30 protein-coding genes are annotated in these 24,523 nt (G+C 63.8%); 7 read left to right on the top strand and 23 right to left on the bottom strand.

Annotated features, from left to right (window positions below):
• Window positions 1-13: 13 nt before the first annotated feature.
• The 16 genes from OX460_RS04810 to OX460_RS04885 form a co-directional block, all read right to left on the bottom strand.
• On the bottom strand, window positions 14-760 hold the full coding sequence (locus OX460_RS04810) for a hypothetical protein (RefSeq protein WP_289897858.1): 747 nt from the start codon (window positions 758-760) through the stop codon (window positions 14-16).
• 379 nt (window positions 761-1,139) lie between these two features.
• Window positions 1,140-1,658, bottom strand: coding sequence for a hypothetical protein (locus tag OX460_RS04815; RefSeq protein WP_289897859.1), 519 nt, complete (start codon window positions 1,656-1,658; stop codon window positions 1,140-1,142).
• Between the two features lie 53 nt (window positions 1,659-1,711).
• Window positions 1,712-2,086 carry a hypothetical protein gene (locus OX460_RS04820; RefSeq protein ID WP_099667929.1) on the bottom strand — a complete coding sequence of 125 codons (375 nt, stop codon included), beginning with the start codon at window positions 2,084-2,086 and terminating at the stop codon, window positions 1,712-1,714.
• Window positions 2,087-2,241: 155 nt separating this feature from the next.
• Window positions 2,242-2,469: a hypothetical protein gene (locus OX460_RS04825; RefSeq protein WP_289897860.1), complete on the bottom strand. Its 228-nt coding sequence runs from the start codon at window positions 2,467-2,469 to the stop codon at window positions 2,242-2,244.
• 51 nt (window positions 2,470-2,520) lie between these two features.
• Complete coding sequence (locus OX460_RS04830) at window positions 2,521-3,015, bottom strand: GNAT family N-acetyltransferase (protein ID WP_289897861.1); 495 nt, start codon at window positions 3,013-3,015, stop codon at window positions 2,521-2,523.
• Window positions 3,012-3,386 (bottom strand): hypothetical protein, encoded by a 375-nt coding sequence (locus OX460_RS04835; RefSeq protein WP_251348661.1) that lies wholly within the window; start codon window positions 3,384-3,386, stop codon window positions 3,012-3,014. Before OX460_RS04835 ends, OX460_RS04830 begins: the two co-directional genes overlap by 4 nt.
• A gap of 181 nt (window positions 3,387-3,567) precedes the next feature.
• Window positions 3,568-4,080, bottom strand: coding sequence for an N-acetyltransferase (locus OX460_RS04840; protein WP_289897862.1), 513 nt, complete (start codon window positions 4,078-4,080; stop codon window positions 3,568-3,570).
• Window positions 4,077-4,442: a hypothetical protein gene (locus OX460_RS04845; RefSeq protein ID WP_289897863.1), complete on the bottom strand. Its 366-nt coding sequence runs from the start codon at window positions 4,440-4,442 to the stop codon at window positions 4,077-4,079. Before OX460_RS04845 ends, OX460_RS04840 begins: the two co-directional genes overlap by 4 nt.
• Before the next feature lie 25 nt (window positions 4,443-4,467).
• Window positions 4,468-5,277 (bottom strand): phosphonate ABC transporter, permease protein PhnE, encoded by an 810-nt coding sequence (gene phnE, locus OX460_RS04850; protein ID WP_289897864.1) that lies wholly within the window; start codon window positions 5,275-5,277, stop codon window positions 4,468-4,470.
• A complete protein-coding gene (locus tag OX460_RS04855) occupies window positions 5,274-6,086 on the bottom strand; it encodes an ABC transporter permease (RefSeq protein WP_251349215.1) in 813 nt (270 codons plus the stop codon). The genes phnE and OX460_RS04855 overlap by 4 nt, the downstream gene beginning before the upstream one ends.
• 17 nt (window positions 6,087-6,103) lie before the next feature.
• On the bottom strand, window positions 6,104-6,916 hold the full coding sequence (locus OX460_RS04860) for an ATP-binding cassette domain-containing protein (RefSeq protein ID WP_289897865.1): 813 nt from the start codon (window positions 6,914-6,916) through the stop codon (window positions 6,104-6,106).
• Window positions 6,917-6,983: 67 nt separating this feature from the next.
• Entirely contained in the window at window positions 6,984-7,862 is an 879-nt protein-coding gene (locus tag OX460_RS04865) for a putative selenate ABC transporter substrate-binding protein (protein ID WP_289897866.1), read from the bottom strand.
• A gap of 26 nt (window positions 7,863-7,888) precedes the next feature.
• Window positions 7,889-8,953, bottom strand: coding sequence for a selenide, water dikinase SelD (gene selD, locus OX460_RS04870; RefSeq protein WP_251348665.1), 1,065 nt, complete (start codon window positions 8,951-8,953; stop codon window positions 7,889-7,891).
• A 44-nt stretch (window positions 8,954-8,997) separates the two neighbouring features.
• Entirely contained in the window at window positions 8,998-10,089 is a 1,092-nt protein-coding gene (gene mnmH, locus OX460_RS04875; RefSeq protein ID WP_289897867.1) for a tRNA 2-selenouridine(34) synthase MnmH, read from the bottom strand.
• A 191-nt stretch (window positions 10,090-10,280) separates the two neighbouring features.
• On the bottom strand, window positions 10,281-10,970 hold the full coding sequence (locus OX460_RS04880) for an LrgB family protein (protein WP_099667937.1): 690 nt from the start codon (window positions 10,968-10,970) through the stop codon (window positions 10,281-10,283).
• Complete coding sequence (locus OX460_RS04885; protein ID WP_251348667.1) at window positions 10,967-11,425, bottom strand: CidA/LrgA family protein; 459 nt, start codon at window positions 11,423-11,425, stop codon at window positions 10,967-10,969. Before OX460_RS04885 ends, OX460_RS04880 begins: the two co-directional genes overlap by 4 nt.
• 103 nt (window positions 11,426-11,528) lie before the next feature.
• Here OX460_RS04885 and OX460_RS04890 point away from each other — a divergent pair, with 103 nt between their 5' ends.
• From OX460_RS04890 to OX460_RS04920, 7 genes are all read left to right on the top strand, one after another.
• On the top strand, window positions 11,529-12,437 hold the full coding sequence (locus tag OX460_RS04890) for a LysR family transcriptional regulator (RefSeq protein WP_099668524.1): 909 nt from the start codon (window positions 11,529-11,531) through the stop codon (window positions 12,435-12,437).
• Between the two features lie 26 nt (window positions 12,438-12,463).
• Entirely contained in the window at window positions 12,464-13,288 is an 825-nt protein-coding gene (locus tag OX460_RS04895; RefSeq protein ID WP_289897868.1) for a glutaminyl-peptide cyclotransferase, read from the top strand.
• Window positions 13,289-13,327: 39 nt separating this feature from the next.
• Window positions 13,328-14,224 carry a hypothetical protein gene (locus OX460_RS04900; RefSeq protein WP_289897869.1) on the top strand — a complete coding sequence of 299 codons (897 nt, stop codon included), beginning with the start codon at window positions 13,328-13,330 and terminating at the stop codon, window positions 14,222-14,224.
• Window positions 14,221-14,868, top strand: coding sequence for a hypothetical protein (locus tag OX460_RS04905; RefSeq protein WP_289897870.1), 648 nt, complete (start codon window positions 14,221-14,223; stop codon window positions 14,866-14,868). Before OX460_RS04900 ends, OX460_RS04905 begins: the two co-directional genes overlap by 4 nt.
• 281 nt (window positions 14,869-15,149) lie before the next feature.
• The gene (locus OX460_RS04910) at window positions 15,150-17,174 is read left to right on the top strand and encodes a ferritin-like domain-containing protein (RefSeq protein WP_289897871.1); all 2,025 of its coding nucleotides are present in this window, start codon (window positions 15,150-15,152) and stop codon (window positions 17,172-17,174) included.
• Between the two features lie 8 nt (window positions 17,175-17,182).
• A complete protein-coding gene (locus OX460_RS04915; RefSeq protein WP_289897872.1) occupies window positions 17,183-18,100 on the top strand; it encodes a DUF692 domain-containing protein in 918 nt (305 codons plus the stop codon).
• Window positions 18,090-18,974 carry a DNA-binding domain-containing protein gene (locus tag OX460_RS04920; RefSeq protein ID WP_251348674.1) on the top strand — a complete coding sequence of 295 codons (885 nt, stop codon included), beginning with the start codon at window positions 18,090-18,092 and terminating at the stop codon, window positions 18,972-18,974. Before OX460_RS04915 ends, OX460_RS04920 begins: the two co-directional genes overlap by 11 nt.
• Before the next feature lie 65 nt (window positions 18,975-19,039).
• Here the strand turns inward: OX460_RS04920 and OX460_RS04925 are convergent, their stop codons facing one another.
• The 7 genes from OX460_RS04925 to OX460_RS04955 form a co-directional block, all read right to left on the bottom strand.
• Entirely contained in the window at window positions 19,040-19,288 is a 249-nt protein-coding gene (locus OX460_RS04925) for a DUF3297 family protein (RefSeq protein ID WP_010398340.1), read from the bottom strand.
• Between the two features lie 109 nt (window positions 19,289-19,397).
• On the bottom strand, window positions 19,398-19,799 hold the full coding sequence (locus OX460_RS04930) for a GFA family protein (protein WP_251348675.1): 402 nt from the start codon (window positions 19,797-19,799) through the stop codon (window positions 19,398-19,400).
• An 11-nt stretch (window positions 19,800-19,810) separates the two neighbouring features.
• A complete protein-coding gene (locus OX460_RS04935) occupies window positions 19,811-21,583 on the bottom strand; it encodes an ABC transporter transmembrane domain-containing protein (protein ID WP_289897873.1) in 1,773 nt (590 codons plus the stop codon).
• Window positions 21,580-22,134, bottom strand: coding sequence for a hypothetical protein (locus OX460_RS04940; protein WP_289897874.1), 555 nt, complete (start codon window positions 22,132-22,134; stop codon window positions 21,580-21,582). Before OX460_RS04940 ends, OX460_RS04935 begins: the two co-directional genes overlap by 4 nt.
• Window positions 22,134-22,655, bottom strand: a complete 522-nt coding sequence (locus OX460_RS04945; RefSeq protein WP_251348678.1) for a MauE/DoxX family redox-associated membrane protein — start codon at window positions 22,653-22,655, stop codon at window positions 22,134-22,136. Before OX460_RS04945 ends, OX460_RS04940 begins: the two co-directional genes overlap by 1 nt.
• On the bottom strand, window positions 22,649-23,515 hold the full coding sequence (locus OX460_RS04950; protein ID WP_289897875.1) for a hypothetical protein: 867 nt from the start codon (window positions 23,513-23,515) through the stop codon (window positions 22,649-22,651). The genes OX460_RS04945 and OX460_RS04950 overlap by 7 nt, the downstream gene beginning before the upstream one ends.
• Window positions 23,497-24,510 (bottom strand): MvdC/MvdD family ATP grasp protein, encoded by a 1,014-nt coding sequence (locus OX460_RS04955; protein ID WP_251348680.1) that lies wholly within the window; start codon window positions 24,508-24,510, stop codon window positions 23,497-23,499. The genes OX460_RS04950 and OX460_RS04955 overlap by 19 nt, the downstream gene beginning before the upstream one ends.
• Window positions 24,511-24,523 lie beyond the last annotated feature (13 nt).

Genomic DNA, 24,523 nt, shown 5'->3' on the forward strand with positions numbered 1-24,523 from the left:
GGCGCCGCGCCAGCTAGTCATCGGCGAACGTCAGTTCGAGCACGCTGTCGTCGCCCCAGTCCTGTTCCCGCAGCGGCGGCGTGAACGACGTTCCGCTGAAGGGCACGGGTGCGCTCTTGCCGTTAAAACTGATCGTTGCCGCCGTGATGCGCCGTGGTTCGGAAAAGCTGTAGGTGCCCTTTTGCGACACGAAATTGCAGGGCCCGCCCAATGCGCTCATCGTGGTACGCATCGCAAACGGCAAGGTTTCCTTGTCGATGGCCCAATGCACTTCGCACGCCAGCCGCAGGTCGCCCAGGCGGCGCAGCGTGTCGCTGGTGGCCGCGCTCCTGACGTAGGGTATCCACCTGACGGACCCCGCCTTGCGGTTCACGGTCAGCTCGGCCTTCTCATACAGCGGACCCTGTTCCACAGGCAAGGTGAAGATATTGCGCTCTCCCAGCGGTATCGCCATACCCGCCTCGTCGCTTTCCAGCCGCAGCGCAATGGCGTGCATGTCGACATCGGCATGGCGCGGCTCCAGGATGAAGCGCAATTCGGCGCCAGGCGCCAGGCCGTGCTTTTCCTCGAAGCGTTTGACGCCCTTGAGCATGGCGCTGTAGGGTTTCCAGTCCGGATCCCGGATGCCTTTGACATTGACGGACGCCGCCGCAGCGGGTTCAGCCTGTTCCACGGCCGTCGCCACGGCTTGTTCTACATCAGCCTGGGCGTGGACGGCGGTGCCGCATGCACACAGCAGAAGTCCGGCGATTGCACGCATATTCATCCTGTTCATTTGCCTCTCACGTCATTGTTTATCAAGTCAGAGCAGTCTGTTTTTCCTGCCCATTCAAGGAAACATAAGTGTAGAAAAGAATGGCGATGAATGGGGATTTTTAGGACAGAGTGTCAATCTGGAGCAATGGAATGCTTGAATCAGCTGTTTTTTCGCATGGCGACGCAAAAATGCAGCACGCTCTTTTCAGAATCCCGTGACTCAACTCTTTTCCGCCAGATGGCAGGGGTAGTTATTTATTGGCCGGGAAAGAGCGCCTGGCAAGGACGGCAAGTCCTGCGGGTTGGAATTGCAACATCCGGGTTGCCGGAAAAATATTTCGGGAACTGTGATGAGTAATTCCTTTAAATAACATTCAAGCTATTCATATGCAGATAATGTCGTGCCTGGTCGATTGCGTATCTTCATGACCATCTTCATCCGCTTGCATGTCGCGTTTCCGCACTCTTGAACCGGGTGCTACCGCACTTGAAAGCTGCTTTAAAACGACATTGGGGAAAGAAAGCAAAGTTGTGCCGATTCCGCGTCGATGCGCGTATCTGTCATAAATGATACTGCCCGGACCGTTATATATTTCCTCGTAATTTCCATCGGGAAAGAGCTTAAAACCGAGAAAGTAATCGGGTGTTCCCTTGAAGGTCAGGCTATCCTTGAAAGTTGCCTTTACTTGCACACGTTTTCCATCGCTGCTGACTCCGTCGTAGAGGGGCTGTGATACTTCGTCGAGCATCACGTCATATTCAAGCGAGGCAATGATCTCTCCAATATCCCCCACAAGGCGGCCATCAACAGTAAATTTCCGGTTTGGAAATGTCGAGTCGAGATGTGCGATACCTTGAAAGACCAGTGCAAGTCCTTCGGCAAGTGCTTTATGTTTCGGCATAATCCATTAATTTTTAAGGATGGTAAATTCTCCAGCGGGGCATTCTTGGCGGATTACTGCAGGTGTGCGTAGCAAACGAAACGCCCGTTCAAGGCCAATCCGGTGCAATTTTTAAACAAGCACGGTTCCCCGGAAAATCCACCATGTGCAAGCACCTCCAGAAAAGCCTTCTGGGCCGCCACGCTGGCCGACTTCCAGGTCAGCGTGTCCGCCACCTCTTTCATGGCAAACAGGGGCCAGCTTGTCTGCTCAGGTGCGCATTCCACATACCATTTTTGCGAACATATGTTGCACACATAGTGAGACCTTTCATGGTCGAGTGCTGGTGAGAAGTCTTCCGTGTCCAGTTCCTGAAAATAGGCAGCAAATGCCTGTGCACCTTGATAATCAAAGCGTTTTTTCCTGTCGCCGAGATCTGCAATGGCCAATGGTAGTTCTTTACAGCGGCACATGAAATTCCGTCTCTATTCTGATGAGCAGTGCATGAAACATTATTATCGCCACAGCGCGAAGGAAAACAGGGCATCCGGGCCCGGATGCGGGCATTCCTTGCTGTTGCCCTTTAATTTGATAAAACACTGTATTACGTCAATGCCATCAACAGGCCGGAAGCGATGACTACCGCTGCAAACAGGGCGACTGCAAAGCGATTATGCGGCAACGGTCTCGCCGGCGGGTAGTGGCCCAGCGTGAGTAGCCGTAGTATTGCCCAGCCCGGCCAATAGAACAGCTTTTCAATGACCGTTCCTAACAGGTTATAGATCAGCAGACGAACGATCCAGACGATGCCGTCAAAAATCCAGTCAAGCACGACTCATCCTCGGAGGGACGCAAGAATGGCCGCTACGCGCAGTGATCGAACTCATGCCACCGCCAGCCATTCCATTTTCTGCACGCGGATATGGGGATGGCTTTCCAGCGCTTCCCATTCCGGTAAAAAGACAAAGCCCTGTTTCTGGTAAAACGCAGCCGCGCGCGTATTTTCCGGCGCCACGTCAAGCACCAGCCGCGCGTGGCCATTGCCGACGGCGCATCGTTTCACGGCCTCGACCAGCCCTTGCGCCACGGTCAGGCCGCGATATTCGGAATGTACCCACATGGCGATCAAGTTGCATTCGCCATTGCCGGCCACCACTTGCGCGGCCAGGCCGATGGGTTGTTCTGCGTCAAAGGCGAGGAAAAACGTGCGCTGCGGCGTGCTGACGGCGCGTTGCTGCCAGTCGGCGTTCGAAAAAGCGGCCGCGCTGGCGTGGCTGGCGCCAAAGGCCGTGGGGGCGTCGAGCAGGGCGGCCAGGCGCGTGGACTTCAGCGCCGGCCAATCGGCGGCGCTGGTGGGGCGGATGACGATGTGGCTCAAATCTGTGACATTTCTTCACTGGTGGGCACGGCCGTGGACGAGGAAATCTTTTTGTACGCTTCCGCCAGCATCGTGACGGTCGCCACGTCGTTCACGCTGCGCGCCTGGATGACTGTCTCGCCCGCAGCGATGGTGATGTCGCCGTTCGCATAGCTGGCGGGAAAGCGCCGTTCGACGATCTTGTTGGTGAGGACATTGCGCGCATAGCGCAGCGCCACGAGCCGCTCGCCTTCCTGCTTGATGACGACATAGTTCGGGACGGTGGTGCGTTCCAGTTTCCAAGTGCCGATAAAGTCTTCGACAGGCGCGGCGCTGGCGTTGGTGAGCAGCGCGCAGCAGGCGGTGGTAATACCAAAAAACAATTTTTTCATGGTGCCGGCAATTCCATGCAAGGGTGGCCCGCATAGGCGGGAAAGACGTCCGTCATGCTTGAATGGCGTGGCGCGCATCCATGGATGGCGCCAGTCATTTAAGTATTTGGCAATATTAACAGCATCAATGCCTTGCTGGTGCCCGTGCATGCTGCAGTGTTGTATGCGCGTAAGACTTTGCCTAGCTGTTGGCCTCAAACGCGCGGTGGTAGGTCACGTTGCCTGTTGGTAAGGACCCCGCCAGATGCAGTGTCTGGAAATACTCCGCCGGCACGCCCGGCAGGGTCAAGGCAGCGTCCGCGCGGAAGCCGAAACGCCCGTAATACCGTGGATCGCCCAGCACCACGCAGCCAGCCGCGCCCAATTGGTGCAAGTCGTTCAGCAATTGCCTGATGAGCTGGCTGCCCACGCCCTGTTGCTGATGGCCAGGGGCAACGGAAACGGGACCCAGCCCATACCAGCGCGGCGTGCCATCGCTGATACTGACGGGGGAGGCGGCCACGTGGCCGATGATGGCGCCTTCCAGTTCGGCCACCAGCGACACGCTCAGGGCGCTCGCGGCACGCAAGGCATTGACGATGAACTGTTCCGTATGGTCCGTGTGTTCCGCATGCAGAAAGGCGTCGCGCGTGAGGTGGTCGATGGCGTCGACGTCGGCCGCGGTTTCCTTGCGAATGATCAACGCTTGTGTCATGACTGGTCCCACACTTCGATCGTCAGCAATTGCCCGGCCTGGCAGGCGGCGATGCGCTCCGGATGCACGGTGATGCTGCCGGGCCAGCCCGTCAGCGTATCTTGCGGAAATTCCCCATCTTGCGCTTCGGCAATGCCTGCCTGCAGCAGGGGCGCGATGACGTCCGCCGAAGCCGTGTAGCGGTTGGGAAAACCGTTCGACGACAGCTGGGTCGCCTTGCCTTGTGTGCACAGCTGCGCGATCCAGTCGGCGCCGAACAGGCCCGCTTCCCAGGTGGCGAGAAATGCATCCTTGTTGATTTTCGTCATGTCGGCCAGCTGTTCCGGCGTTTCTGTCGAGATAATGGTCCACCAGCCTGACATGGGCGATCCTTGCGAAAAGTGACAATTAACGGGTCATGGCGCGGCGCAGCAGGTAGCTGAGGCCATCGACGGCGGCCACCATCAGCAGCATGGCGACGATGACGGTGGCGGCGTTCTGCATCTGGAACAGCGACAGATGGTATTTCAGCATCTGCCCCAGGCCGCCCGCACCGACGACGCCGAGGATGGCGGCGGCCCGGATATTGTTTTCCCAGCGGTACAGGGTGTAGGACATCATTTGCGGGCTGCATTGCGGCAAGGTCGCGTACAGGAAGGCCACGGCGGGGCGCGCGCCGTTGATGCGCAAGGTCGCCGCCGGCAAGGGCGGGCAATTCTCGAAGGCATCGGCAAACAAGCGGCCCAGCACACCCACTGTGTGCAGCGCCAGCGCCAGGGTGCCCGCGAACGGGCCCAGGCCGGCGGCGATCAGCAAGATCGACGCCCAGACCAGTTCCGGGATCGAGCGCAGCACATTCAACACGCCGCGCGTCGCGTTGCGCGCCACGGTGCCAAAACGCCCGCTGGCGGGCAGGGCCAGCAGCGCGCCCAGCACGGCCGCGATGACCGTGCCGATGGCCGACATGGCCAGGGTTTCGAACGTGGCCACGCCGACTTTCATCAGGAAGGGGCTGGCCAGCTCGGGCGGGGCGAAGCCGTGCAGGAAGTCGGCACTCGTGCGCACGGCGTCCGCGCTGAAGAACTCTCCCCATTTCAGGGGCAGGGTGGCGAAGCTGGCGATGACCAGCAGCAACAAACCGGCCAGCAAGGCCCAGGTGGAGCAGCGCACAGGCGCAGGAGGAGGCAATGCAGGCAGCATGGACGTGTCGCTCTTCATGCCAGCCTCCGGCGCAACATGGCGGACACGGCGTCGGCGCCCGCCACCAGCAGCACGAAGACCATCAGCATGGTGGCCAGCTCGCTGCCCGCCATCATCTTCATCGATTCATCCATGCGCTGGCCCAGGCCGCCCGCGCCGACAAAGCCCATGACGACGGAGCCGCGGATCGCGCATTCCCAGCGGTAGATCGTGTACGACACCAGTTCGGCGGCCGATTCGGGCAGGGCGCCGTACAGCAAGGCTTTCAGGCGGCCGCTGCCGTTGTGCAATAGCGCGTTGCAAGCGGACGCATCCGACGATTCGAGGATTTCCGCGTAGACCTTGCCCAGCATGCCGCAATAGGTGAGGGCGATGGCGATCACGCCCGCCGTCGGCCCCAATCCCACGATACGCACCAATAACAAGGCCCAGACCAGTTCCGGCACGCTGCGCAGCAGCACCAGCAAGGCGCGGACCGCGTGGCGCAGGGCGGCGGCCAGGGGCGCCACCCGGCCGGAGCCGAGGCGCGAAATCGACAGGCGCTCCGTCACCAGCAAGGTCAGGGGGATGGCGCCCAGCATGGCCAGCGCCATGCCGGCCGTGGCCATGGCGATGGTTTCCCAGCTGGAAATGGCCACCAGTTGCAGGAATTCCAGCGAGTGGGCGGGCGGCACGAAGCTGGCAAGGAATTGCCAGGTGGCCGCCAGGCTTTGCGCATCCCATAAAATCCACGGCTTGAATTCCGCCTGCACCAGCATCGGCCACAGCACGAGCAGCACGATGGCGGCGCCGGTCAGGCGGCCGCGCCAGGCGGGGTCGCGCGGCATCGCGGCGTTGGCGGATTTCAGCAAAGGGGCCTCGCGGCGTCCAGCTGCGTTTCCACGGCCTCGAACTGCGGCGCCGTATCCGCCTTGTTGCGGTACAGCTCGGCGATCATGGCGTCGCTGACCTGGGCGCCGGGCAAGTCGAAGACGATCTTGCCGTCGCGCAAGGCGACGATGCGCGTAAAGCAGGCGCGGGCGATTTCCACCTGGTGCAGGCTGCAGATCAGGGTGGCGTTGCGCGCCGTCGCTTCCGCTTGCAGCACGTGGATCGTTTGCAAGGCGAGCGTGGGGTCGAGCGCGGAGAGCGGTTCGTCGACGAGGAACACTTGCGCATCCGACACGAGCGCGCGCGCCATGCCGCAGCGCTGGCGTTCGCCGCCGGACAGGCGGTCGACGCGCGCATACAGTTTATCCTGCAGGTTGAATTTACCTAAAGCTTCCCACGCGGCGCGCGGGTCGACGGGCGCCAGCAGCGAACGGATGGCCGTCCACAAGCTCCATTGGGGCAAGCGGCCCGCCAGCACGGCGTTGACGACGCGCTGGCGCGGCGGCAGCGGCGGCGTCTGCGGCGCCAGGAACAGGCGCGCGCGAAAGGCGTGGCGCTCGGCGCTGCCGATTTTCCAGGGAGAAATACCCAGGATGTCCAAGGTGCCGGATTCGGGACGCAGCGCGCACGCCAAGGTGTGCAGCAGGCTGGTCTTGCCGGCGCCGGACGGGCCGATCAGGGCGATCTGCTCACCCTGGGCCACGTCCAGGTCCAGGTCGCGCAGGGCCAGCGCATTGCCGGCGGCGCCCGCGTGGTGGACGCTGACCTTGTGAAGTTGGAATGTCATGCGAGATTTCGGTGTGGGAGAGTGTGCCGGATGCGTCCGCAGGACGCCATCCGGCAAGTTTCAGCAGTTACTTCAACAACTTGGCATCGCGCGCAGCCGCTTCGATATCCTTGTAGTTCTCGGCCTTGGTCGGGATGAACTTGGTGGCGCGCTGCAGTTCGAGGATTTCCTTGCCTTCGGCCGTCGATGGGTCCAGCGCCAGGAAGGCGTCCGTCAGCTTCTTGCGCACGACGGGGTTCATGTCGGCGCGCACGCTCCAGTTGTAATCGTAGTAGCCTGGCGTCGTGTAGAACACGCGCACCTTGCTTGGATCGACCTTTTTCGCTTCGACGAGCTTTTCCCACACGGAAATGTTCAAGGTGCCTGCATCGACCTTGCCGCCGGCCACAGCCGCCACGGTGGCGTCATGCGCGCCGGAAAATGCGATGCGCTTCATGTCCGTGTCCGGGTTGATCTTGGCGGCCAGCAAGTAGTAGCGCGGCATCAAGTGACCCGAGGTCGACGATTCCGAGCCGAACGTGAAATTCTTGCCCTTCAGGTCGGACAATTGATTGATGTCCTTGCTGGTGGTAACAAATACCGAGCGGAACTTCGTGTCTTCCTCGCGCTGCACCAGGGGCACGATCTTGCCGCCGCTGCGCACGTTCGCTTGCACGAAGGTAAAACCGCCGAACCAGACCATGTCCAGCTTGTTATTGATCAAGCCTTCGACGGAGGCCGCGTAATCGGTGACGGGCGTAAATTCCACCTTCATGCCCAGCTTTTTCTCCAGGTAGTTGCCCAGCGGCTTGAACTTGCGCTGCAATTCCGTCGGCGCTTCGTCGGGGATGGCGGAGACGCGCAGCACTTGCTGCGCTTGCGCCAGGCCGCTGTGGATGGCCAGGGTGGCGGCGACGGTGGCCAGGATGGCGGGGAACTTGCTAAATGAGTTCGAGAATGTGGTCATGGGACTGCCTTTGCAAAAAATATTCATTAGATTACGGAAACCCCGGTACTGCCTTCCTGCATCTCGCCGATGACGACGGCGTCGCCAAAGCCTTCGGCGCGGAAAATCGCCAGTACTTGCTCGACGGCTTCCGGCGCGCAGGCCACCAGCAGGGGGCCGGCCGTTTGCGGGTCCGTCAAAATGGCCTTGTCGATGGCGCTCAGGCTGTCGTCCAGCGCCACTTGCGCGCCGTAACCCTGCCAGTTGCGGTTCGAGGCGCCCGTGATGTTGCCGTTCTGTGCCAGTTGCTGCACTTGCGGCAGCAGCGGCACGTCGTGCATGGCGATGCGCGCCTGCAACTTGGCGCCGCGCGCCAGTTCCAGGGTGTGGCCCAGCAAGCCGAAGCCCGTCACATCCGTCAGCGCATGCACGCCGTCCAGCAGGGCCAGTTTCTTGCCCGGGGTATTCAATTTGGTGGTGTTGTCGATTAAAGAAGCGTAGCCGTCCGCGTCCAGCGCGTTCTTTTTCAGCGCGGCCGACAAGATGCCCACGCCGATCGGCTTGCCCAATACCAGCTTGTCGCCGGCGCGCGCGCCCGCGTTGCGCTTCACCTGCGAGGGGTGGACCAGGCCCAGCACGACCAGGCCATAGATCGGTTCGACGGAATCGATGGTGTGGCCGCCCGCGATGGGGATGCCGGCCTGGGCGCAGATGGTTTCGCCGCCTTTCAAGATGAGACCGATGGTTTCCACGGGCAGCTTGTTGATCGGCATGCCGACCAGGGCCAGCGCCATGATGGGCGTGCCGCCCATGGCGTACACGTCGGAAATGGCGTTGGTGGCGGCGATGCGGCCGAAGTCGAACGGGTCGTCGACGATGGGCATGAAGAAATCCGTCGTGGCGATCAGCGCCTGCTCGTCGTTGAGCTGGTAGACGGCCGCGTCATCCGAGGTTTCTATGCCGACCAGCAATTCCTTCGGCAGGGGAAAGCCGCCGCTGCCCTTTAAAATATCGGCCAGCACGCCCGGCGCGATTTTGCAGCCGCAGCCGCCGCCATGGGCAAATTCGGTCAATCGGATGGGGGTATCGGGGGTTGCTGCACTATCGGACATGGTCGTCATCCTGCTCAAGAAGTCATTAAAAGCTGCACCGGCGCTTATGCGGCGCTGGCGGCACGGGGTTCGCCGACGATAGCACATAATGCGCGCGCGGCTTGCTCAAAGGCATGTTCTGAAATGTCGGGCAAGACCAGCGGCGTCGCCTGGGCGTAGCGGCTGAAGTTGCGGGCGATCGATTGCCGGTAGACGGGGTCGTAATGCTGCACCAGCAACTCTTCCACGAGCTCGGCCATGCGGCCGGAAGTGGCCAGCTGCTGCCAGTGGGCAATTTTCTCCTTGCCATGCAGCTGGGTCAACAGGGCCAGCTGCACGTTCAGGCGCGCCGGGTCGCCGACGAAATGCTCGTAGTCCTGCATCAGCAATTGCACGCGCTGCTCCGTGGCCAGGCGCACATCCGTGCAGGCGGCCGCGCGCATCTTGTCCATCAGCGCATCGGGCACGCGCAAACGGCCCACTTTCTTGCTTTCCGATTCGATGAAGACGGGGAGTTGCGGGTCGAAATGGCGCAGTTGCTGCCACAGCGCGCTTTCAAACGCTTTTTGCGCCGGCTGGTCCGCCTCGGGCAAGCCGCCCAGCACGGAGCCGCGGTGGGCCGCCAGGTCTTCCAGGTCGATCACTTGCGCGCCTTGCCTGTCGAGCACTTGCAGCAAACGGCTCTTGCCGCTGCCCGTGGGGCCGCACAGCACGTTGATGAAGTCGAAGCGTTCGGGCAGGGTGGCCAGCTCGGCATTCACGTGGCGGCGGTAATCCTTGTAGCCGCCTTCGAGCTGCGTGACGGGCCAGCCGATGCGCGCGAGGATATGCGCCATGGCGCCGCTGCGGTTGCCGCCGCGCCAGCAGTACACGAGGGGTTTCCAGTGCTGCGGATGGCCGAGGAAACCGTCTTCGATATGCTGCGCGATATTCCTGGCGATCAGCGCCGCGCCCAGCTTCTTCGCTTCGAAGGCGCTGGTCTGTTTATATAGGGTACCGACGCGCACGCGCTGCTCGTCGTCCAGCACGGGCAGGTTGACGGCGCCCGGCAAGTGGTCTTCCGCGAACTCGGACGGGCTGCGCACGTCGATGATGGCATCGAATTCATTCAGGCGCGGCAGGATGTCGCTGAAGGGAAGCACTGCAGGGTATTTCATCGTGGCGCGGCTGCTTGGAATGGGGAAAGACGTATTATCCCCGATAAACGCCCGTGCGGTGGTGGCTTAATACGCCTAACAAAACCGTAGCGAGCGGAAGGAAGTTGTGGCCGAGAAGCGCAACTGTACGAATGTACAGTGAGCATCGCAGACCGCAAATTACGACGCGCAGTAGGTTTTGATAGGTGTTTTTAGCCCAACAATCTGCCCAGCAATGGCGCCAGCAATACGGTCACGACGCCCGAGAAAATCATCGTCAGGCTGGCCACGGCGCCTTCTTCCGTGCCCACCCGGCGCGCCACGGATAATCCAAAACCGTGCGCGGCCGCGCCATACGGGGCGCCACGGGCGATGCGCATGCGCAAGGGCAGCAGTTTCAAGAGCGGTTTGCCCAGCATCAAGCCGAACAAGCCCGTCATTACGACGAAGATGCCCGTCAGCTGGGCCGAGCCGCCCATGTGGCGCGACGCTTCCAGCGCGAACGGCGTCGACACGGAACGGGCCAGCAGGCTGCGCGCCATGTCGCCATGCACGCCCAGCAGCCGGTCCAGCAGCAGGGTGGCGGCCACCGAGGCAACGATGCCGGCGCAGCTGCCCAGCGACAGGGCCAGCCAGTGCTTGCGGATCAGCTTGCGCTCCTGGAAGATGGGCAGCGCAAAGGCGATGGTGGCCGGGCCCAGCAGCCACGGCAGCCAGCGCGTTTCGCCGAAATACGTGGCGAACGGCGTCGACGTCGCCTGCACGATGACGATCAATATCGCCGAGGTGCAGATGGCGGGCGTGAGCAGGAAATGCGGATGGCGGCGGTGCAGCGCCTGGTTGGCGTAGAACAGCACCAGGGTCAGCAGCAAAAACAGCAGGGACAACAGCAGGGTATTCATGCCGCCGTCCTGGCGGCGCGCCGGCGCAGCAGTTTCTGCAGGCGCAACTTGCGCTCATAGCGGCACACCCATTCCACCGTCAACGCCGTGGCCAGCATCACGCTGGCAAAGCCCAGGCCGATATTCACGAACAGCATCAGCCCCTGCGACTTCAACAGTTGCGTAAATTGCACCACGGACACGACCAGCGGAATGAAGAACAGCAGCATGTTGGCCAGCAGCCAGTTCGCGCCCAGTTCGATGGCGGCAGGCCGCACCCAGCCCGCCAGCAGCAGGGCCACCAGCACGAACAGACCCACGACCCCGCCGGAAAACGGCAGGTGCAGGGCGGAGGCGGCCTCATCGGCCAGCCACCAGGCGGCGATCAGCACGCCCACTTGCCACACGGTCTGTGCGGGCTGGCGCCAGGCAGGGATGGCGGGCAGGGCGGCGGTGGAACAGTGCAAGGCTTTCACGGCAGGCTTTCAAACGGCAGGGGGAAGTTTTCATTGTAGAGACCCCACATCAAAAGATAAAATGACTTAAACTCATGAAAATCATTCGATATTGGAATGCATCATGGATATCCGCTCCCTGCGCTACTTCGTCGAAGTGGTGGAACAGAACAGTTTTACGCGCGCGGCCGCCAGGCTGCACGTGACGCAACCGACAGTGAGCAAGATGATTGCCCAGCTGGAACAGTCGCTGGACCTGGCCTTGCTGGATCGCGCGGGCAAGCGTTTTACCCTGACGGACGCGGGCAAGGTGGTGCTCTCGCGCGCGCATACATTGCTGGCCCTGCACGCGGAACTGAAGGTGGAGTTGCGTGACCTGCAACATCTGGAACGGGGAGAATTACGGGTCGGCGTGTCGCCGCAAACCCATTCCACCCTGGCGCCGTGGCTGGCCGAGTACCACCAGCGCTATCCGGGCATCGAGCTGAAAATGTATGAAAGCGGCACGCAAGCGATCGAGCGCGACTTGCGCACGGGCACGGTGGAGCTGGGCACCATGCTCGACTATCCGGGCAATGCGGCCACCTGGCAGGATTTTGAAGCCTTGCCCCTCGTGCGCTCGCCGCTGTGCCTGCTGGCCGCGCCCGGCTCGCCGTGGCAGGGACGTGCTTCCGTCGCCCTGGCCGAACTGGCCGACAGCCCCTTCATTTTCTATGGCGCCGCGTTTGCCCTGAACGACATCGTGCTGGACGCCTGCCAGCGCGCCGGTTTCGCCCCGCGCATCACGGGCCGCAGCGGCCAGTGGGACTTTATTGCCTCGCTGGTCAGGCTGGGCGTGGGCATCTGCCTGCTGCCGAAGATGTATTGCGACACCCTGGAACCGTCGCAGTTTGCCGTCATTCCCCTGGACGGCCCGCCCGTGGAATGGAATCTGATGCTGGCCTGGCGCCGCGGCGGGCGGCTGTCGTTCGCCGCCCGCGCCTGGCTGGAGCTCGTCAGGGCGCGCATGACGGACGCGGCACGTTTACAATAGGCGCTCGCCAACTTCCGTCCGACCAGATGAACATCAACGCCAAGGTTACAGCCAAAATCAAACGCACGGCAGGCTCGCTGCTGCTGGGATTGTTATGCACCGTGGGCCTGATGAGCGAAATGGGCTACGCCCAGGCCGCCATTCCCGTGTATGGATACTTTGTCAAGAATACCTATCCGCACGACCCCCAGGCGTTTACCCAGGGTTTGCTGTTCAAGGATGGCCATCTGTATGAAAGCACGGGCCAGAACGGCCAGTCGTCCTTGCGCAAGGTGGAATTGACGACGGGCAAGGTGCTGCAGAAAAGCATGCTGGACAAGAATGTGTTCGGCGAAGGCATCACGGACGTGGGCGATGAAATCCTGGGCTTGACGTGGATTTCGCAGACTGGCTATGTGTTCGACCAGAAAACGTTCAAGCTGAAACGCAAATTCAGCTACCGGGGCGAAGGCTGGGGTCTGGCCAGCGATGGAAAGTTCGTCTACATGAGCGACGGCACGGCCGCCATCCGCGTGCTCAATCCGAAAACCCTGGCCGAGGTGCGCCGCTTCGAAGTGAAGGCCGAGGGCCGTCCCATCGAACGCCTGAATGAACTGGAAATGGTCGATGGGGAACTGTTTGCCAATGTGTGGGGCGCGGACGTGATCGCCCGCATCGACCCGGCCAGCGGCAAGGTCGTCGGCTGGATCGACCTGACGGGCTTGCTGCCGCCCGAGCAGCGGGGCACGGCCAATCCCGACGCCGTGCTCAATGGCATCGCCTGGGATGCGCGCGGCAAGCGTTTGTTTGTCACAGGGAAACTGTGGCCCAAGCTGTTCGAGATCGAGCTGATCGAAATCCAGCGCCGTTGATGTTTCCTATCGGACAGTGTTGCTAGCGAAGAATCGTCTATGATGCTGCTCTTTCGCCCCGTGCGACCCTTGCAGGATGCCATGCCGTTCCTTCCTTTATGCCGCCTGGCGGCCGCCGCCAGCTTGCTGGCCGCCGTCTTGCCCGCCGCGCAGGCGCAAACGCCATACGTGCCGGTGATGCAGCAATACGGCGACTTTGTCGTCACGCGCGACCGCCACGACCCGCTCGTCAACTTGTCTTTCCGCAAGCACGGCTATTGGCCCGGCGGCGCGCGCGAAGTGGTGGAAGTGCGGCCCCTCAAGGCCAGGCGCGAAGGCCAGCCCATGCTGCTGGCGTTTACCAAGGGCTATACGGGCCAGGGCACCATCCTGATCGGCGTGCAGAACGGCGAACCGCTGATGCGCCCCGTCAGTCCTTTGCGGCGCGACGACATGGTGCGCACGGAGCGCGACCCCGAATGGGGCGTGCCGCAGCCGGGCCGCAGCGAAATACTGCTGTTTGCCCGCGACGGCCGCGCGCTCGACACGGACTCGGGCGAACTGCTGTGGTTTGACATGCCGGGCATCGTCACCGGCGATTACGCGCCCGCCATGCTGGTCTCCGTCTCGCCCGACAGCCGGCGCGGCGCCTATCTGGCCCGCAGGGCGACCAGCTTGCAGGTCGTCGTCGCCACGCGCGACGACGGCGTGGCCGGCGTCCTGGCCTTGCCGCCCGACACCTATCAACGGTGGCTGAAGCCCTTGTCGCAGGCCGCTGCTGAACAGGCGGGCGCCGCCATCAAGGCGCGCCAGGGCCGCACGGATTCGAACCGCATCCAGCGCGAGCTGGAACTGGCCTGGTTCGGCCAGCAATTTCAATGGAAACAGGGCAAGAACGGCTTGCAGGTGACGGGGCTGGGCCTCATTTCCGCGCCGCCCGAGGGGGAACAGCCATGAGCATACCTGGACTGATCGCCGGCTGCTTCGCCGCCACCTTGCTGGCCGGCTGCGTGCACGGGGAAATATTCGCCCAGGATTATCTGGCGCAAGACATCGACAAGCAACAAGCCTTGCTGGAACTGGACGTGGTCTTCGGGCAAGCGCCCGATGACAAGCTGACGTCGCGCGTAACGGCCCGCAATACCGTGGAATACACGGGCGCGCCGCATATCGTCGTACCGTTTTACCAGAAGGGCCTCGGCTTCGACCAGGGTTTTGCCGGCACCTACATGTTTGCCGTGCCCTATCCGATCGCCAAGGTCGAAACGGCCACGGCCAGCAGCCGCGTCTTCGGCCAGAAACTCGACGGCCAGCAGCAGGGCAGCCCGCGCTACCGCTTCCGCGTGCCGGGCAAGGCGCAGTGGAACAGCAATGAAACCTTCATGCTGGGCTTTGAGCGCAAGGGCCGCCGCGAAGAAATCACTTTCCGTTTCAGCAACGAGCAAAGCTGCCCGTCCGCCTTCCTGGCCACCACGCCAAAATACGGTTTCCACATCAAGGTGGTCGCCACGTTCAAGGATGACAAAGGCTGCCTGAAAGTATGCGACAGCCGCGATCAGTGGCCCGGCTTTTGCGCCTTCCAGCCGCCGCCCGGCGCCTGACTATCACCATGCAAGCCACGCGCCGGCGTTTACCGGCGCGGCGCTTATACACGCGCGCGTTTTGCCGATTCTATTCAATTGTCATCGAATGACCGCCTGAAACGCCTATTTTCACGGCGTAAGGGCGGCGATATTGACGCAGGTCAATGTCTGGATCGGCGCATAAATCTTGCCGCAAAAGTATCTTTCTCAGGCGTATGATTTCTGTGCCGTGATCGGCGCACGCAGATGGCGCGGCGCGGCCCGATATCCGAAACGCATCCTTCCTGTGGAGATACAGAATGAAAATGCCCGTTTTAGGAAGCACCCAGCCCGCCATCACCAGGCGTCCGCTCGACATGCTGGACACCGACAAGGCCGCCGTGCGCGCCATCGCCCAGGCGGCCGTCAGCGTCGAACTGTTCACCATTCCCCTGTACATGGCCACCATGTATTCGATCCAGGGCACGCACCAGATCAACTCGAAAGGCATCACGTATTACGAAGGCCGCCAGTGGCCGGGCATGGGCACCACGGCCCGGCCCGAACTGGCGGAGCAAAAGGCCTTCAATATCATCTTCAGCGTTTTCATCCAGGAAATGCTGCACCTGCAGATGGCGGCCAACCTGGCCACGGCCATCGGCACGGCGCCATGCTTCACGGGTTCGGAGCTGCAATCGCAGGACCACGGCTGGACTTGCTATGGCAAGAGCTGCACGGTGATCCCGCACATCGTCGACTTGCAGGACACATCCGGCTACCGCCACGTGCGCGTCAACCTGGAAGAGCTGAACGCCAACCAGTGCGACCTGTTCCTCGCCATCGAGCAGCCGGAGGAGCAGGCCCGCGCCCAGCTGGCCGAGTTCGACAAGCACAACCACACCAAATATTTCCCCGAGGTGCCGTTCGTGGGCTGGACGCCGGGCAAGCACGTGCATGATCTGCCCCTGTTCGGCACCATCGGCTACATGTACGAATGCTATGCGCGCTACATCGGCATCGAATATGCGGATGGCCAGACCCTGTGGCAAAAGCTGTTCGTCAACGGTTCGGTGCAGCAAGACATGTTCAACAGCCAGGTGCAGGGCCATGCGCGGGCGGAATTTCCCAAGTTCGACACCTGTTTCGGCCCGCAAGACCAGGATGGCGGCCAGACGGGCTCGTTCAACAAGGCCATCGACATGATGGCGGCCATCACGGACCAGGGCGAAGGCAGCGCAACGGCCATCCAGCGCTACCGCCGCGACGCGGCGCAGCGCCTGATGGCCGTGCAGCCCGACTACCGCGAAGACCTGGCCGCCCTGAAGTGCGATTATCCGTCCTACGCGAACAATGGCAAGGATGCCGAATCGCGCGACGCGCAGGCGCGCCACGACAGCGCCCCGTTCGACCACTACGAGCGTTTCGGCCAGGTGAAGGCCATGCTGCCCGTAAAAACCTGGGCCGGCTGGCACCAGGAAGGGGGCCGCTGGAGCGAGGCCATGCTGACCAACGAGCGCTACAACCCGGCCACCGCGCCCAGGAATATCCCGGCGCCGGCGGCCGTGGCGGGCGCCCTGAACCGCCTGAAGGATAGCAGCGGCACCTTGGGGATGCTGAGCACGGTCGCCACGGGCGCCATCTATGGCATCACTTCCGTGCTGGACAAGTACTGGCTGAACCAGGACCTGGACTTCCCGTATCCGTCGATGGTGGGCGCGGGCGACCGCATGGCCATCTGCTGGGCGGTGCTGGGCCAGGCGCCGAACCTGGCAACGGGTGTGCCGCTGGCCGAGAAAAGCGTGCTGTACCACGCCTGCCAGGGCATGCACCTGGAGGGCGAAGCGTCGTCCACCTGCGCCGCGCTGGCCGTCTACCACACCTGCCGCGGCTCCAACGGCTGCCACGCCCAGGGCGGCTGCGGCTTTGCCCAGGCCGATACGGGCGGCTCGTCCTGCGGCCATTCGGTCAAGCTGGCCGCGTCGCCGGGCACGCCGTGCTACGTGCCGCCGCCTCCGCCGCAGCCCGACAAGGTCTACAGCGCGCCCAGCGACAACAAATGCGGCGGCTTCGGCGGCTGCGCCGTGCCGATTTCGGCCTCGCAACTGTATCCGAACACCTCGGGCAAGGAACCGCCCGAGCCCGCCACCATGACCCTGTACGATTTCGGTCCCGCGCCCGACCACCGCAGCATTCCGCTGGGCCAGACCATGAGCTTTGCGCTGGGCGACAATGTCTACGACAAGGCCTGGGAAGCCTATGGCAAGGTGATGGCGGCGCGCGGCACGCCGGTGGGAGCGCCGCCGCCGCCCACCGACCTGCGCCTGGCCTTGCCGCCGTCGACCTGATGCGGGCCATGCACGGGGTGCCGCCACGCCTGGGCTTGCCGAACCTGGGCCTGGGCGTGGGGCTGCGCCCGCCGCACTATGAACACATCCTGCGCCACGGGCCGCAGGTGGACTGGTTCGAGATCATCAGTGAGAACTTCATCGACAACCACGGCTATGCGCGTCATGTGCTGGAGCACGTGGCGGCGCAGGTGCCCATCGTCATGCATGGCGTGTCGCTGTCGATCGGCAGCGGCGATCCGCTCAATCTCGGCTACCTGCGCAAGCTGCGCCAGCTGGCCGGCGAGCTCCGGCCCGCGTGGATTTCCGACCACCTGTGCTGGACGGGTGCCGCCTCGCTCAACAGCCACGACTTGCTGCCGCTGCCGCTGGACGAGGCCAGCCTGCGCCACGTGGCGGGACGCGTGCGGCAAGTGCAGGAATTCCTGGGCCGTCCCCTGGTCCTGGAAAACCCCAGCACCTACGTGGAGTTTGCCCAGTCCAGCATGCCGGAATGGGAATTCCTGGGCCGCCTGGCCGAGGACACGGGTTGCGGGCTCTTGCTTGACGTTAACAATGTCCACGTCAGCGCGCATAACCACGGCTATGACGCGGCCGCCTACATCCGCCAGTTGCCGCACGCGCACATCGTGCAGATCCACCTGGCCGGCCCTACCGTGTGCGGCGCCGTGCTGATCGACACCCACGACGCGCCCGTGCCGGCCGCCGTCTGGCGCCTGTACGCGCTGGCGCAGCGGCTGACGGGCGGCGTGTCGGCCCTGCTGGAATGGGATGCCGGCATTCCCCCGTATCCTCAGCTGCTGGCCGAACTCGACAAGGCGCGCGCGGCCGAACGGGGAGAATTCGCCGATGCGGCGCCCGCCACGGCTGCCGCCGCCGTGTCCGCGCCGCTGGGCTTTCACCTGGAGGCAGCCCATGCGCCATAGCGCGTCCGGGGACGAGGAGGGGGCTGGCGACGCCCGCGCACCGCTGGCGCAATTGCAGGCGTGGTTCCTGACGGCGATGACGGCGCCGGGCGGCGCGGAGCGCGGCATCCAGCTGGCCAGCGAGCGCCATGGCTTGACGCAGGAGCAAGTATTGAAACGGGCCAGGGGCGGGCCGGCGCCGCTGCACATCCATGCGGACGGCTATGTGCTGCGCCTGCTCGAATGCCTGCAAGCCGACTATCCCGTCTTGCGCAAGGTCATGGGCGACGAGCTGTTCGCCTTCTTTGCCCGCGCCTATGTCTGGCGCCACCCGTCCGCTTCTGCGACCTTGTACGACCTGGGCGGCGGTTTTGCCGATTTCCTCGCCGCCAGCCAGCGTGCCGCCGGCGCGCAAGGGGCAGCCTTGCGCTTTCCCGTGGAACTGGCGCAGCTGGAACGGGCGCGCAGCGAGGCGGGCAGGGCGCCGGGCCTGGAAAAGCTGGCGCCGCCCATACTGCCTTCCGGATTGGACTTGCTATTAGGAAATACACCTGCCTGGCGCCTGGCGCCGTGCACGCGGCTGCTGGCCCTGTCGTTTCCCCTGTGCGACTACTGGCAGCGGGCGCAGGCCGCACCCGGCGACGCCGTGCCGGCCCAGCCGGAGGCACGTCCCGCCTTTGTCGCCATTACGCGCATGCATTACCGGCTTGCCATGCAAGAGTTGCAGCCCTGGCAATTTTACTGGCTGCAGGCGCTGGCTGGCGGCGCGCCGCTGGCGCAGTGCGCGCGGCAGGCGGCGCAGTCCAGCGGCAGGGCCCAGGACGAGGTACTGGCCGACGCCATGCTGTGGCTGCCCATGGCGGCCGCGGCCGGGCTGGTCGCCTGCGATGCCTGAACAACAAGCGGCGGACGCAAAAAAGGCCGATGAAAATCGGCCTCGATGACAGCTGAATGCGTTGCTTAGCGGTAAAACGCTTCGACTTTGCCCTTCAGCTTGATCTGCAGCGGACGGCCGCGGCGATCCAGCGACTTGGTGGAAGCGACCTTGATCCAGCGTTCGCTGATGCAATATTCTTCTACGTCAAGACGTTCCTTGTCGTTGAAGCGGATGCCGACGTCGTTCTCGAACACGGCTGCAACGTGGTAAGGGCTGCTGGGGTCGATCGACAGGCGATCGGGCAATGGGGGTAAGGTGGTGGTATCGTTCATGGGCGTAATTATCGCCCAGAATGCCGATCCAGACAACGGGGTGTGCATGCTTATCTGGCCGGCCGCGGCGCTGCGCTCCTGCATTCCCCTTCCCAGCGATGCCTACGCCCTACAGATGCCGTGTTTCCTGCGGCGGCACATTCCACTCGTCATGCAAGCCATCGACAAAGGTGACGGGCACCCGGGCCAGTTCGGCCGCCGAGGCATCGTCGAGGCAGTTGACGCCGATACCGACAAACGCACCGCTGCGGGCGGAATCGCCACGGCCGAACAGGCGCACGCCGCAGTGGCGGCAAAAGTAGTGGCGTTCGCGGCCGGCGCCGAAGCGGTATTCGCTCAAGTCCGCCTCGCCGGCCAGCAGGCGGAAGGCCGTGGGCGGCACTTGGCTGGCCCAGCAGCGGATTTTCAGGCAATAGGAACAGTTGCAGCGCAGGCTGGGCGCCGCCAGGTCGATCTCGGCCGCGAAGCGCACGGCGCCGCAGTGGCAACTGCCATGACAGGTTTTTTTCATCGTGTCTTACTTTACAGTGTTGCCGTGCTGTCATGCAACTGCTGGAATTGCGACAACTGCTGCTGCATCAGCCGCGCATACTGGCCGCCCGCGCGCAGCAGCTCGGCGTGCGTGCCTTGCTGGCAAATCCGGCCCTTGTCCATGACGATGATGCGGTCCGCTTTGACGATGGTGGAAAAGCGGTGGGCGATGATGATGGTGGTGCGCCCTTGCATCAGGGTATCGAGGGCGAGCTGCACCTGCTGTTCGCTGGCGGCGTCGAGCGCGCTGGTGGCTTCGTCGAGGATGAGGATTTTCGGCGCGCGCAGGATGGCGCGGGCGATCGCGATGCGCTGCTTCTGTCCGCCGGACAATTGCACGCCCCGTTCGCCCACCAGGGTTTCGTAGCCGTCCGGAAAGGCCGTGATGAAATCGTGGGCGTGCGACAGGCGCGCCGCCGCCAGCATCTCGTCGCGCGTCACCTGGCGGTCCGGCACGGCAAAGCCGATATTGTCGGCGATGCTGCCGGAGAACAGGGCCGGTTCCTGCTCCACCACGGCCATCTGGCGGCGCAGCTGCGTCACGCCCAGCACGTGCGCATCGATGCCGTCGAATTGCAGGCTGCCCCCGTCAAGCCGGTAATGGCCGAGCACCAGGCTGGCGATGGTGGATTTGCCCGCGCCCGAGGCGCCCACCAGGGCGATCTTTTCGCCCGCGCGGATGGACAGGCTGACGCCGTCGAGGGCCATGACTTGCGCGCGCTCGGGATACGAAAAACGCACGTCGCGCAGCGCGATATGGCCGGCCAGCGGCGGCTGCGGGGGCGCCTCGGGCACGGCGCGGTGGCTGCGAAGGATGTCGAAGATGCGGTCGGTCGAACCCATGGTGCGCATCCACGTGTTCCAGAACTCGCTGATGGAGCCGGCCGTGTCCGTCACCATGCTGGCATAGATGACAAAGGCCGTCAGTTCGCCCACGCTCAAGCGGCCCTGGCCGATCAGGTGGGCGCCGAAGCACAGGGTGGTCAGCAGGGCCACGAAGGCCAGCAAGCCTTGCGCGCCCTGGAACACGGCCAGCAGCCGCGTGCCGGCCAGGGACACGTCCAGCAATTGCCGCATGGCTTGCGCGTAGCGGGCCATGGCGCCGCCTTGCTGGTTGAATGCCTGCACCAGGCGCGCATGGGCAAAGTATTCCTGCGCCACCTTGCCGCTGGCGGCCAGGCTGGCGGAAATGGCCCGCGCGCGCAGCCGGTAGTTACTGCCAGACAACTTGCCCAGATACAGGCTGACGGGAATGAACAGGGCCAGCGGCAGGCTCAGCATCGGTGACAGATGCAGCAGCATGGCGATGCCGCCCACGAAGACGCACAGCGAGCGCAAGGCGTTGGCCGCGCCGATGGTCAGGCTTTCGTGCAGGGCCGACACGTCGGACGTGAGCCGGCTGTTCAATTCGCCGCCATGGTGCTTGTCGAAGAAGGCGATGGGCTGGTTGATCACCACGTCGAACAGGCGCCGGCGCACGCCCATGACGATCATGTGGCCGCCCGACTGCAGCAGATAGAAGCGCGCGGTCGTGATCAGCGCATACAGCAGGCTGAAGGCCAGCATGGCGGCCACCATGCCCGGCGTGACGCCGCGCCGGGTCAGTTCCCACACGTTGTCGATGAAATACGCGATGGCTTGCGGAAACGCCAGCTGCGCGCCCACGGTGAGGGCCATGCACAGCAAGCCGGCGGCGATGCGCCAGCGCACGGGATACAGCAGGCGCAGCCGTTCGAGATGGGGGCCGACATTCAGATGGCTCATGCGGCGCGCTCCTGCGACGGTTCGGCGTGCAATTGTCCGACGAGGGCCAGCCAGTCTTCGTCGCCGATCAGGCCGGCCGCTTCCACTTGTCCCTGGTAATTAACAAAGACATAAGATGGCGAGCTCATCAGGGGATTCACGCGCCGGTAGTCGCGCAGGGCAAGCCGCGCCGTGGCCGAGCGCAGGCTGTCGCCGGGCAAGAAGGCGCGCAGCCGGCGGGCCGGTTCTTCGCTGAGCAGCCACAGGGCCAGGCCCGCTTCCTGCGCCAGCGGCAGCAGCCGCTCGATGCCGGCCAGCTTTTCCCCGCATTTCGGACAGCGGCTGGCCAGGAACAGCAGCACGGCCGCCTGGCCGGCCGCGCCCGGCTGGAAGCGCGGGCCGCCAGCCAGCGGACGGGCTTGCACGGTGGGCAGGGGCTGACCCGGCTCCAGCGCCAAGGGCGCGAGGCGTTCGCGGCGGCCGGCGCGCAGCACGGCCAGGCTTAGCCAGATATTGCCCGCAACGGCAAACGCCAGGGCCGCCAGCACCCATTGCAAGGTGGTGGCATCCATCAGTCGGCCTTTGCCAGGGTGGCGATGTCGTGCAGGGAAATCGTGGCCACGCAGACGATGGCAGCCAGTCCAGCTGCCAATGCCGTGGTGGCGACGGGCAAGGTCGCTTCTTGCGCGAGCGCAAAGTAGGCGCCGTTGATGCCCACCGCCAGCACGTTGCGCAGCAAGTCGTACCGCGACACGGGCCGCGCCGCTTCGCCGAAGCAGCTGCAGCGCACCACGCTGTGCGTGAAATAGCGCCAGGCCAGGACGGCCGTGAGGGTAGTCAGCAGCAAGAGCGACAGCAGCATCGGTATATGGGTCCCGCCCGCCATCAGCCAGCCGGCGAGCGACAATTCCGCCATCACGAGGGCCGGCGCGGCCAGGCTGGCGGCGGCGGGCGGCACGCCGAACGAGGTGACCAGGTTGCCGCGAAAGTCGCCGTAGCTGCGCAGCTTGCCCACGCTGGCCGCCAGCAGGAGCAAGGCGATGCAATAGCGCGCGGTGTCGGCCAGTAATGTGGCCAGCACGGACGTCAGCATTGTGTGCTCCACACGGGCGCAAAGCCGCCCGGACGCTGGCGCCGCAGCTGCACGCCGTCGCGCGTGGCCAGCAGGGCATCGTTCCACGGCTCGTCCGGTGCGCTGCGCAGGGCGCCGCCTATGCTGGCCTGCAATTGCGTGGAAATGGCCCAGCCCAGCCGTTCCGCGTGCGCATCACGCGCCATGCGCAAGCCCAGCTGCGCCAGCTCTTCGCGCGTCAATGCATAGTTGTGCGAGTGATAACCCGTCACCAGTTGCGCGACGATGGCGCGCCGTGCCTCGGGTGTGGCCTCGGGCAATTGCCAGGCCAACAATTCCTCGCCGATCTGCGTCAGTTCCAAGGTGGTGCGGTAAAAGGCCGTCAGGGAAGGGGGAAAGATGCTGCCGCACAGCAGGGACAGCGATTGCTGGCGCGCTTCAGCCGCATCCACGCCGAACCATTGCTGCGCCATGTCGCCGAAGACCTTGATGTCCAGGCTGGAAAAGGCGCCGCCATCCGCGCCTTCGAGCTGCGGGTCGATGGGCGAGAACAGGGCCAGGTCGCCCGCGATGATGTCATCCGCGCCCAGGGCCAGCAGGGTGGCGGCCGATTCGCAGTGGAAAGGCACGATAAAGCTCAGGTGGCGCGCATGCTGGCGCAGCAGGAGGGCGATGCGGCGCGCCGCGTTGACGATGCCGCCGCGTCCGTGGAGCACGACGTCGAGGCGCGCCACGGGGCCGATGCCCTGGCACAGCTCGTACAAGGCGGGCAGCAATTCCATGTCCAGGTGCGAGGCGGCCAGGACGATGGCCCGGCTGTCGCGCCATTGTTCCAGCTCGCGCAGCTGGACGGGGATCTGCTTCAGGTCGGGCTGCGGCATACTGCTCCTTCGATCAGGGTATCGGCCACGCTTTCCAGCAGTGGCAGGGCGGGTACCAGTTGTTGTACGTACAAGAATTGACCCACAGGATTGTTTTCCAGGAAAACATACTCGCCCTCGGGCGTGACGATCAGGTCCAGCGCGCCGTATTCGAGGCCATAGCTGTGCACGAAAGCGAGGCAGCGCTGCTGTATTTCCGCCGGCAAGGTGCACGCCTCATAGCGGATGGGGGCCGACATGTCGCGCGAATCGATGGCCGTGCGCGCATCGTCCTGGGAATACAGGCGCGCGGCAAACAATTGCTTGCCGATCACGGTGATCCGCAGTTCGTATTGCTTGGCGATATATTCCTGGAACTGGCAGCTCAGTTCGCCGACGGCGTCCAGGCTGTCGAGCATGGCGTCGTCGACGATGGTGGTGCCGATGCCGGCGCTGACCCTGTCAACCTCTTCGACTGTTTCGGCGGCCAGGCTGGGCGTGGACATGGACTTGAAAATGATGGGTCCCTTGACGGCTGCACGGAAAGCGCGCACGTCGTCGGGCACGTTGGTGATCACGGTGGCGGGTACGCGAAAGCCCATGCGCGCGGCGCGCGCAAGCTGTTCGCCTTTCCATTGGGCGCCGCGCAAGGCCAGCGGATGGCTGAGCCAGTAGCAATCGAGACCGTACAGCACGCTGAAGACGGCTTGCTCCGTTTCCAGCTGGGCGTAAGCGCGTTCCTGCGGCGTCAGGTCGGCGCTGGCATAGGCATAGTCGGCCGCCTTGCGCAGCCAGACGGCGCCCACGTCCTGCAAGTCGAGCCAGTCGCCGTCGGGCAGGCGGCGCAGGCGCGCGCTGGCGCGGCCGTCCTGCACGCGCTGGCACAGCTGGTAATCGCGGGGAAAGGCATCGAGGTCGATACGGAAAGGGGCACGGCCGCGGGCGGCGAGGAGCGATCCGACCAGGTCGGCGTGCAGATCGCCGCTATGGCTGATGATCAAGACCTTTTTGTGCATGGAGGGGGCCTGC

This window comes from Janthinobacterium sp. SUN033 (genome assembly GCF_030397595.1).
Taxonomy (GTDB): Bacteria; Pseudomonadota; Gammaproteobacteria; order Burkholderiales; family Burkholderiaceae_D; genus Janthinobacterium; species Janthinobacterium kumbetense.

Bases quoted from the DNA above. Each gene is read 5' to 3' on its own strand.
- OX460_RS04810 (WP_289897858.1), bottom strand. From the start codon at position 760: ATGCGTGCAATCGCCGGACTTCTGCTGTGTGCATGCGGCACCGCCGTC.
- OX460_RS04815 (WP_289897859.1), bottom strand. From the start codon at position 1,658: ATGCCGAAACATAAAGCACTTGCCGAAGGACTTGCACTGGTCTTTCAA.
- OX460_RS04835 (WP_251348661.1), bottom strand. From the start codon at position 3,386: ATGAAAAAATTGTTTTTTGGTATTACCACCGCCTGCTGCGCGCTGCTC.
- OX460_RS04840 (WP_289897862.1), bottom strand. From the start codon at position 4,080: ATGACACAAGCGTTGATCATTCGCAAGGAAACCGCGGCCGACGTCGAC.
- OX460_RS04845 (WP_289897863.1), bottom strand. From the start codon at position 4,442: ATGTCAGGCTGGTGGACCATTATCTCGACAGAAACGCCGGAACAGCTG.
- phnE (WP_289897864.1), bottom strand. From the start codon at position 5,277: ATGAAGAGCGACACGTCCATGCTGCCTGCATTGCCTCCTCCTGCGCCT.
- OX460_RS04855 (WP_251349215.1), bottom strand. From the start codon at position 6,086: ATGCCGCGCGACCCCGCCTGGCGCGGCCGCCTGACCGGCGCCGCCATC.
- OX460_RS04860 (WP_289897865.1), bottom strand. From the start codon at position 6,916: ATGACATTCCAACTTCACAAGGTCAGCGTCCACCACGCGGGCGCCGCC.
- OX460_RS04865 (WP_289897866.1), bottom strand. From the start codon at position 7,862: ATGACCACATTCTCGAACTCATTTAGCAAGTTCCCCGCCATCCTGGCC.
- selD (WP_251348665.1), bottom strand. From the start codon at position 8,953: ATGTCCGATAGTGCAGCAACCCCCGATACCCCCATCCGATTGACCGAA.
- mnmH (WP_289897867.1), bottom strand. From the start codon at position 10,089: ATGAAATACCCTGCAGTGCTTCCCTTCAGCGACATCCTGCCGCGCCTG.
- OX460_RS04880 (WP_099667937.1), bottom strand. From the start codon at position 10,970: ATGAATACCCTGCTGTTGTCCCTGCTGTTTTTGCTGCTGACCCTGGTG.
- OX460_RS04890 (WP_099668524.1), top strand. From the start codon at position 11,529: ATGGATATCCGCTCCCTGCGCTACTTCGTCGAAGTGGTGGAACAGAAC.
- OX460_RS04895 (WP_289897868.1), top strand. From the start codon at position 12,464: ATGAACATCAACGCCAAGGTTACAGCCAAAATCAAACGCACGGCAGGC.
- OX460_RS04900 (WP_289897869.1), top strand. From the start codon at position 13,328: ATGATGCTGCTCTTTCGCCCCGTGCGACCCTTGCAGGATGCCATGCCG.
- OX460_RS04905 (WP_289897870.1), top strand. From the start codon at position 14,221: ATGAGCATACCTGGACTGATCGCCGGCTGCTTCGCCGCCACCTTGCTG.
- OX460_RS04910 (WP_289897871.1), top strand. From the start codon at position 15,150: ATGAAAATGCCCGTTTTAGGAAGCACCCAGCCCGCCATCACCAGGCGT.
- OX460_RS04915 (WP_289897872.1), top strand. From the start codon at position 17,183: ATGCACGGGGTGCCGCCACGCCTGGGCTTGCCGAACCTGGGCCTGGGC.
- OX460_RS04920 (WP_251348674.1), top strand. From the start codon at position 18,090: ATGCGCCATAGCGCGTCCGGGGACGAGGAGGGGGCTGGCGACGCCCGC.
- OX460_RS04925 (WP_010398340.1), bottom strand. From the start codon at position 19,288: ATGAACGATACCACCACCTTACCCCCATTGCCCGATCGCCTGTCGATC.
- OX460_RS04930 (WP_251348675.1), bottom strand. From the start codon at position 19,799: ATGAAAAAAACCTGTCATGGCAGTTGCCACTGCGGCGCCGTGCGCTTC.
- OX460_RS04935 (WP_289897873.1), bottom strand. From the start codon at position 21,583: ATGAGCCATCTGAATGTCGGCCCCCATCTCGAACGGCTGCGCCTGCTG.
- OX460_RS04940 (WP_289897874.1), bottom strand. From the start codon at position 22,134: ATGGATGCCACCACCTTGCAATGGGTGCTGGCGGCCCTGGCGTTTGCC.
- OX460_RS04945 (WP_251348678.1), bottom strand. From the start codon at position 22,655: ATGCTGACGTCCGTGCTGGCCACATTACTGGCCGACACCGCGCGCTAT.
- OX460_RS04950 (WP_289897875.1), bottom strand. From the start codon at position 23,515: ATGCCGCAGCCCGACCTGAAGCAGATCCCCGTCCAGCTGCGCGAGCTG.
- OX460_RS04955 (WP_251348680.1), bottom strand. From the start codon at position 24,510: ATGCACAAAAAGGTCTTGATCATCAGCCATAGCGGCGATCTGCACGCC.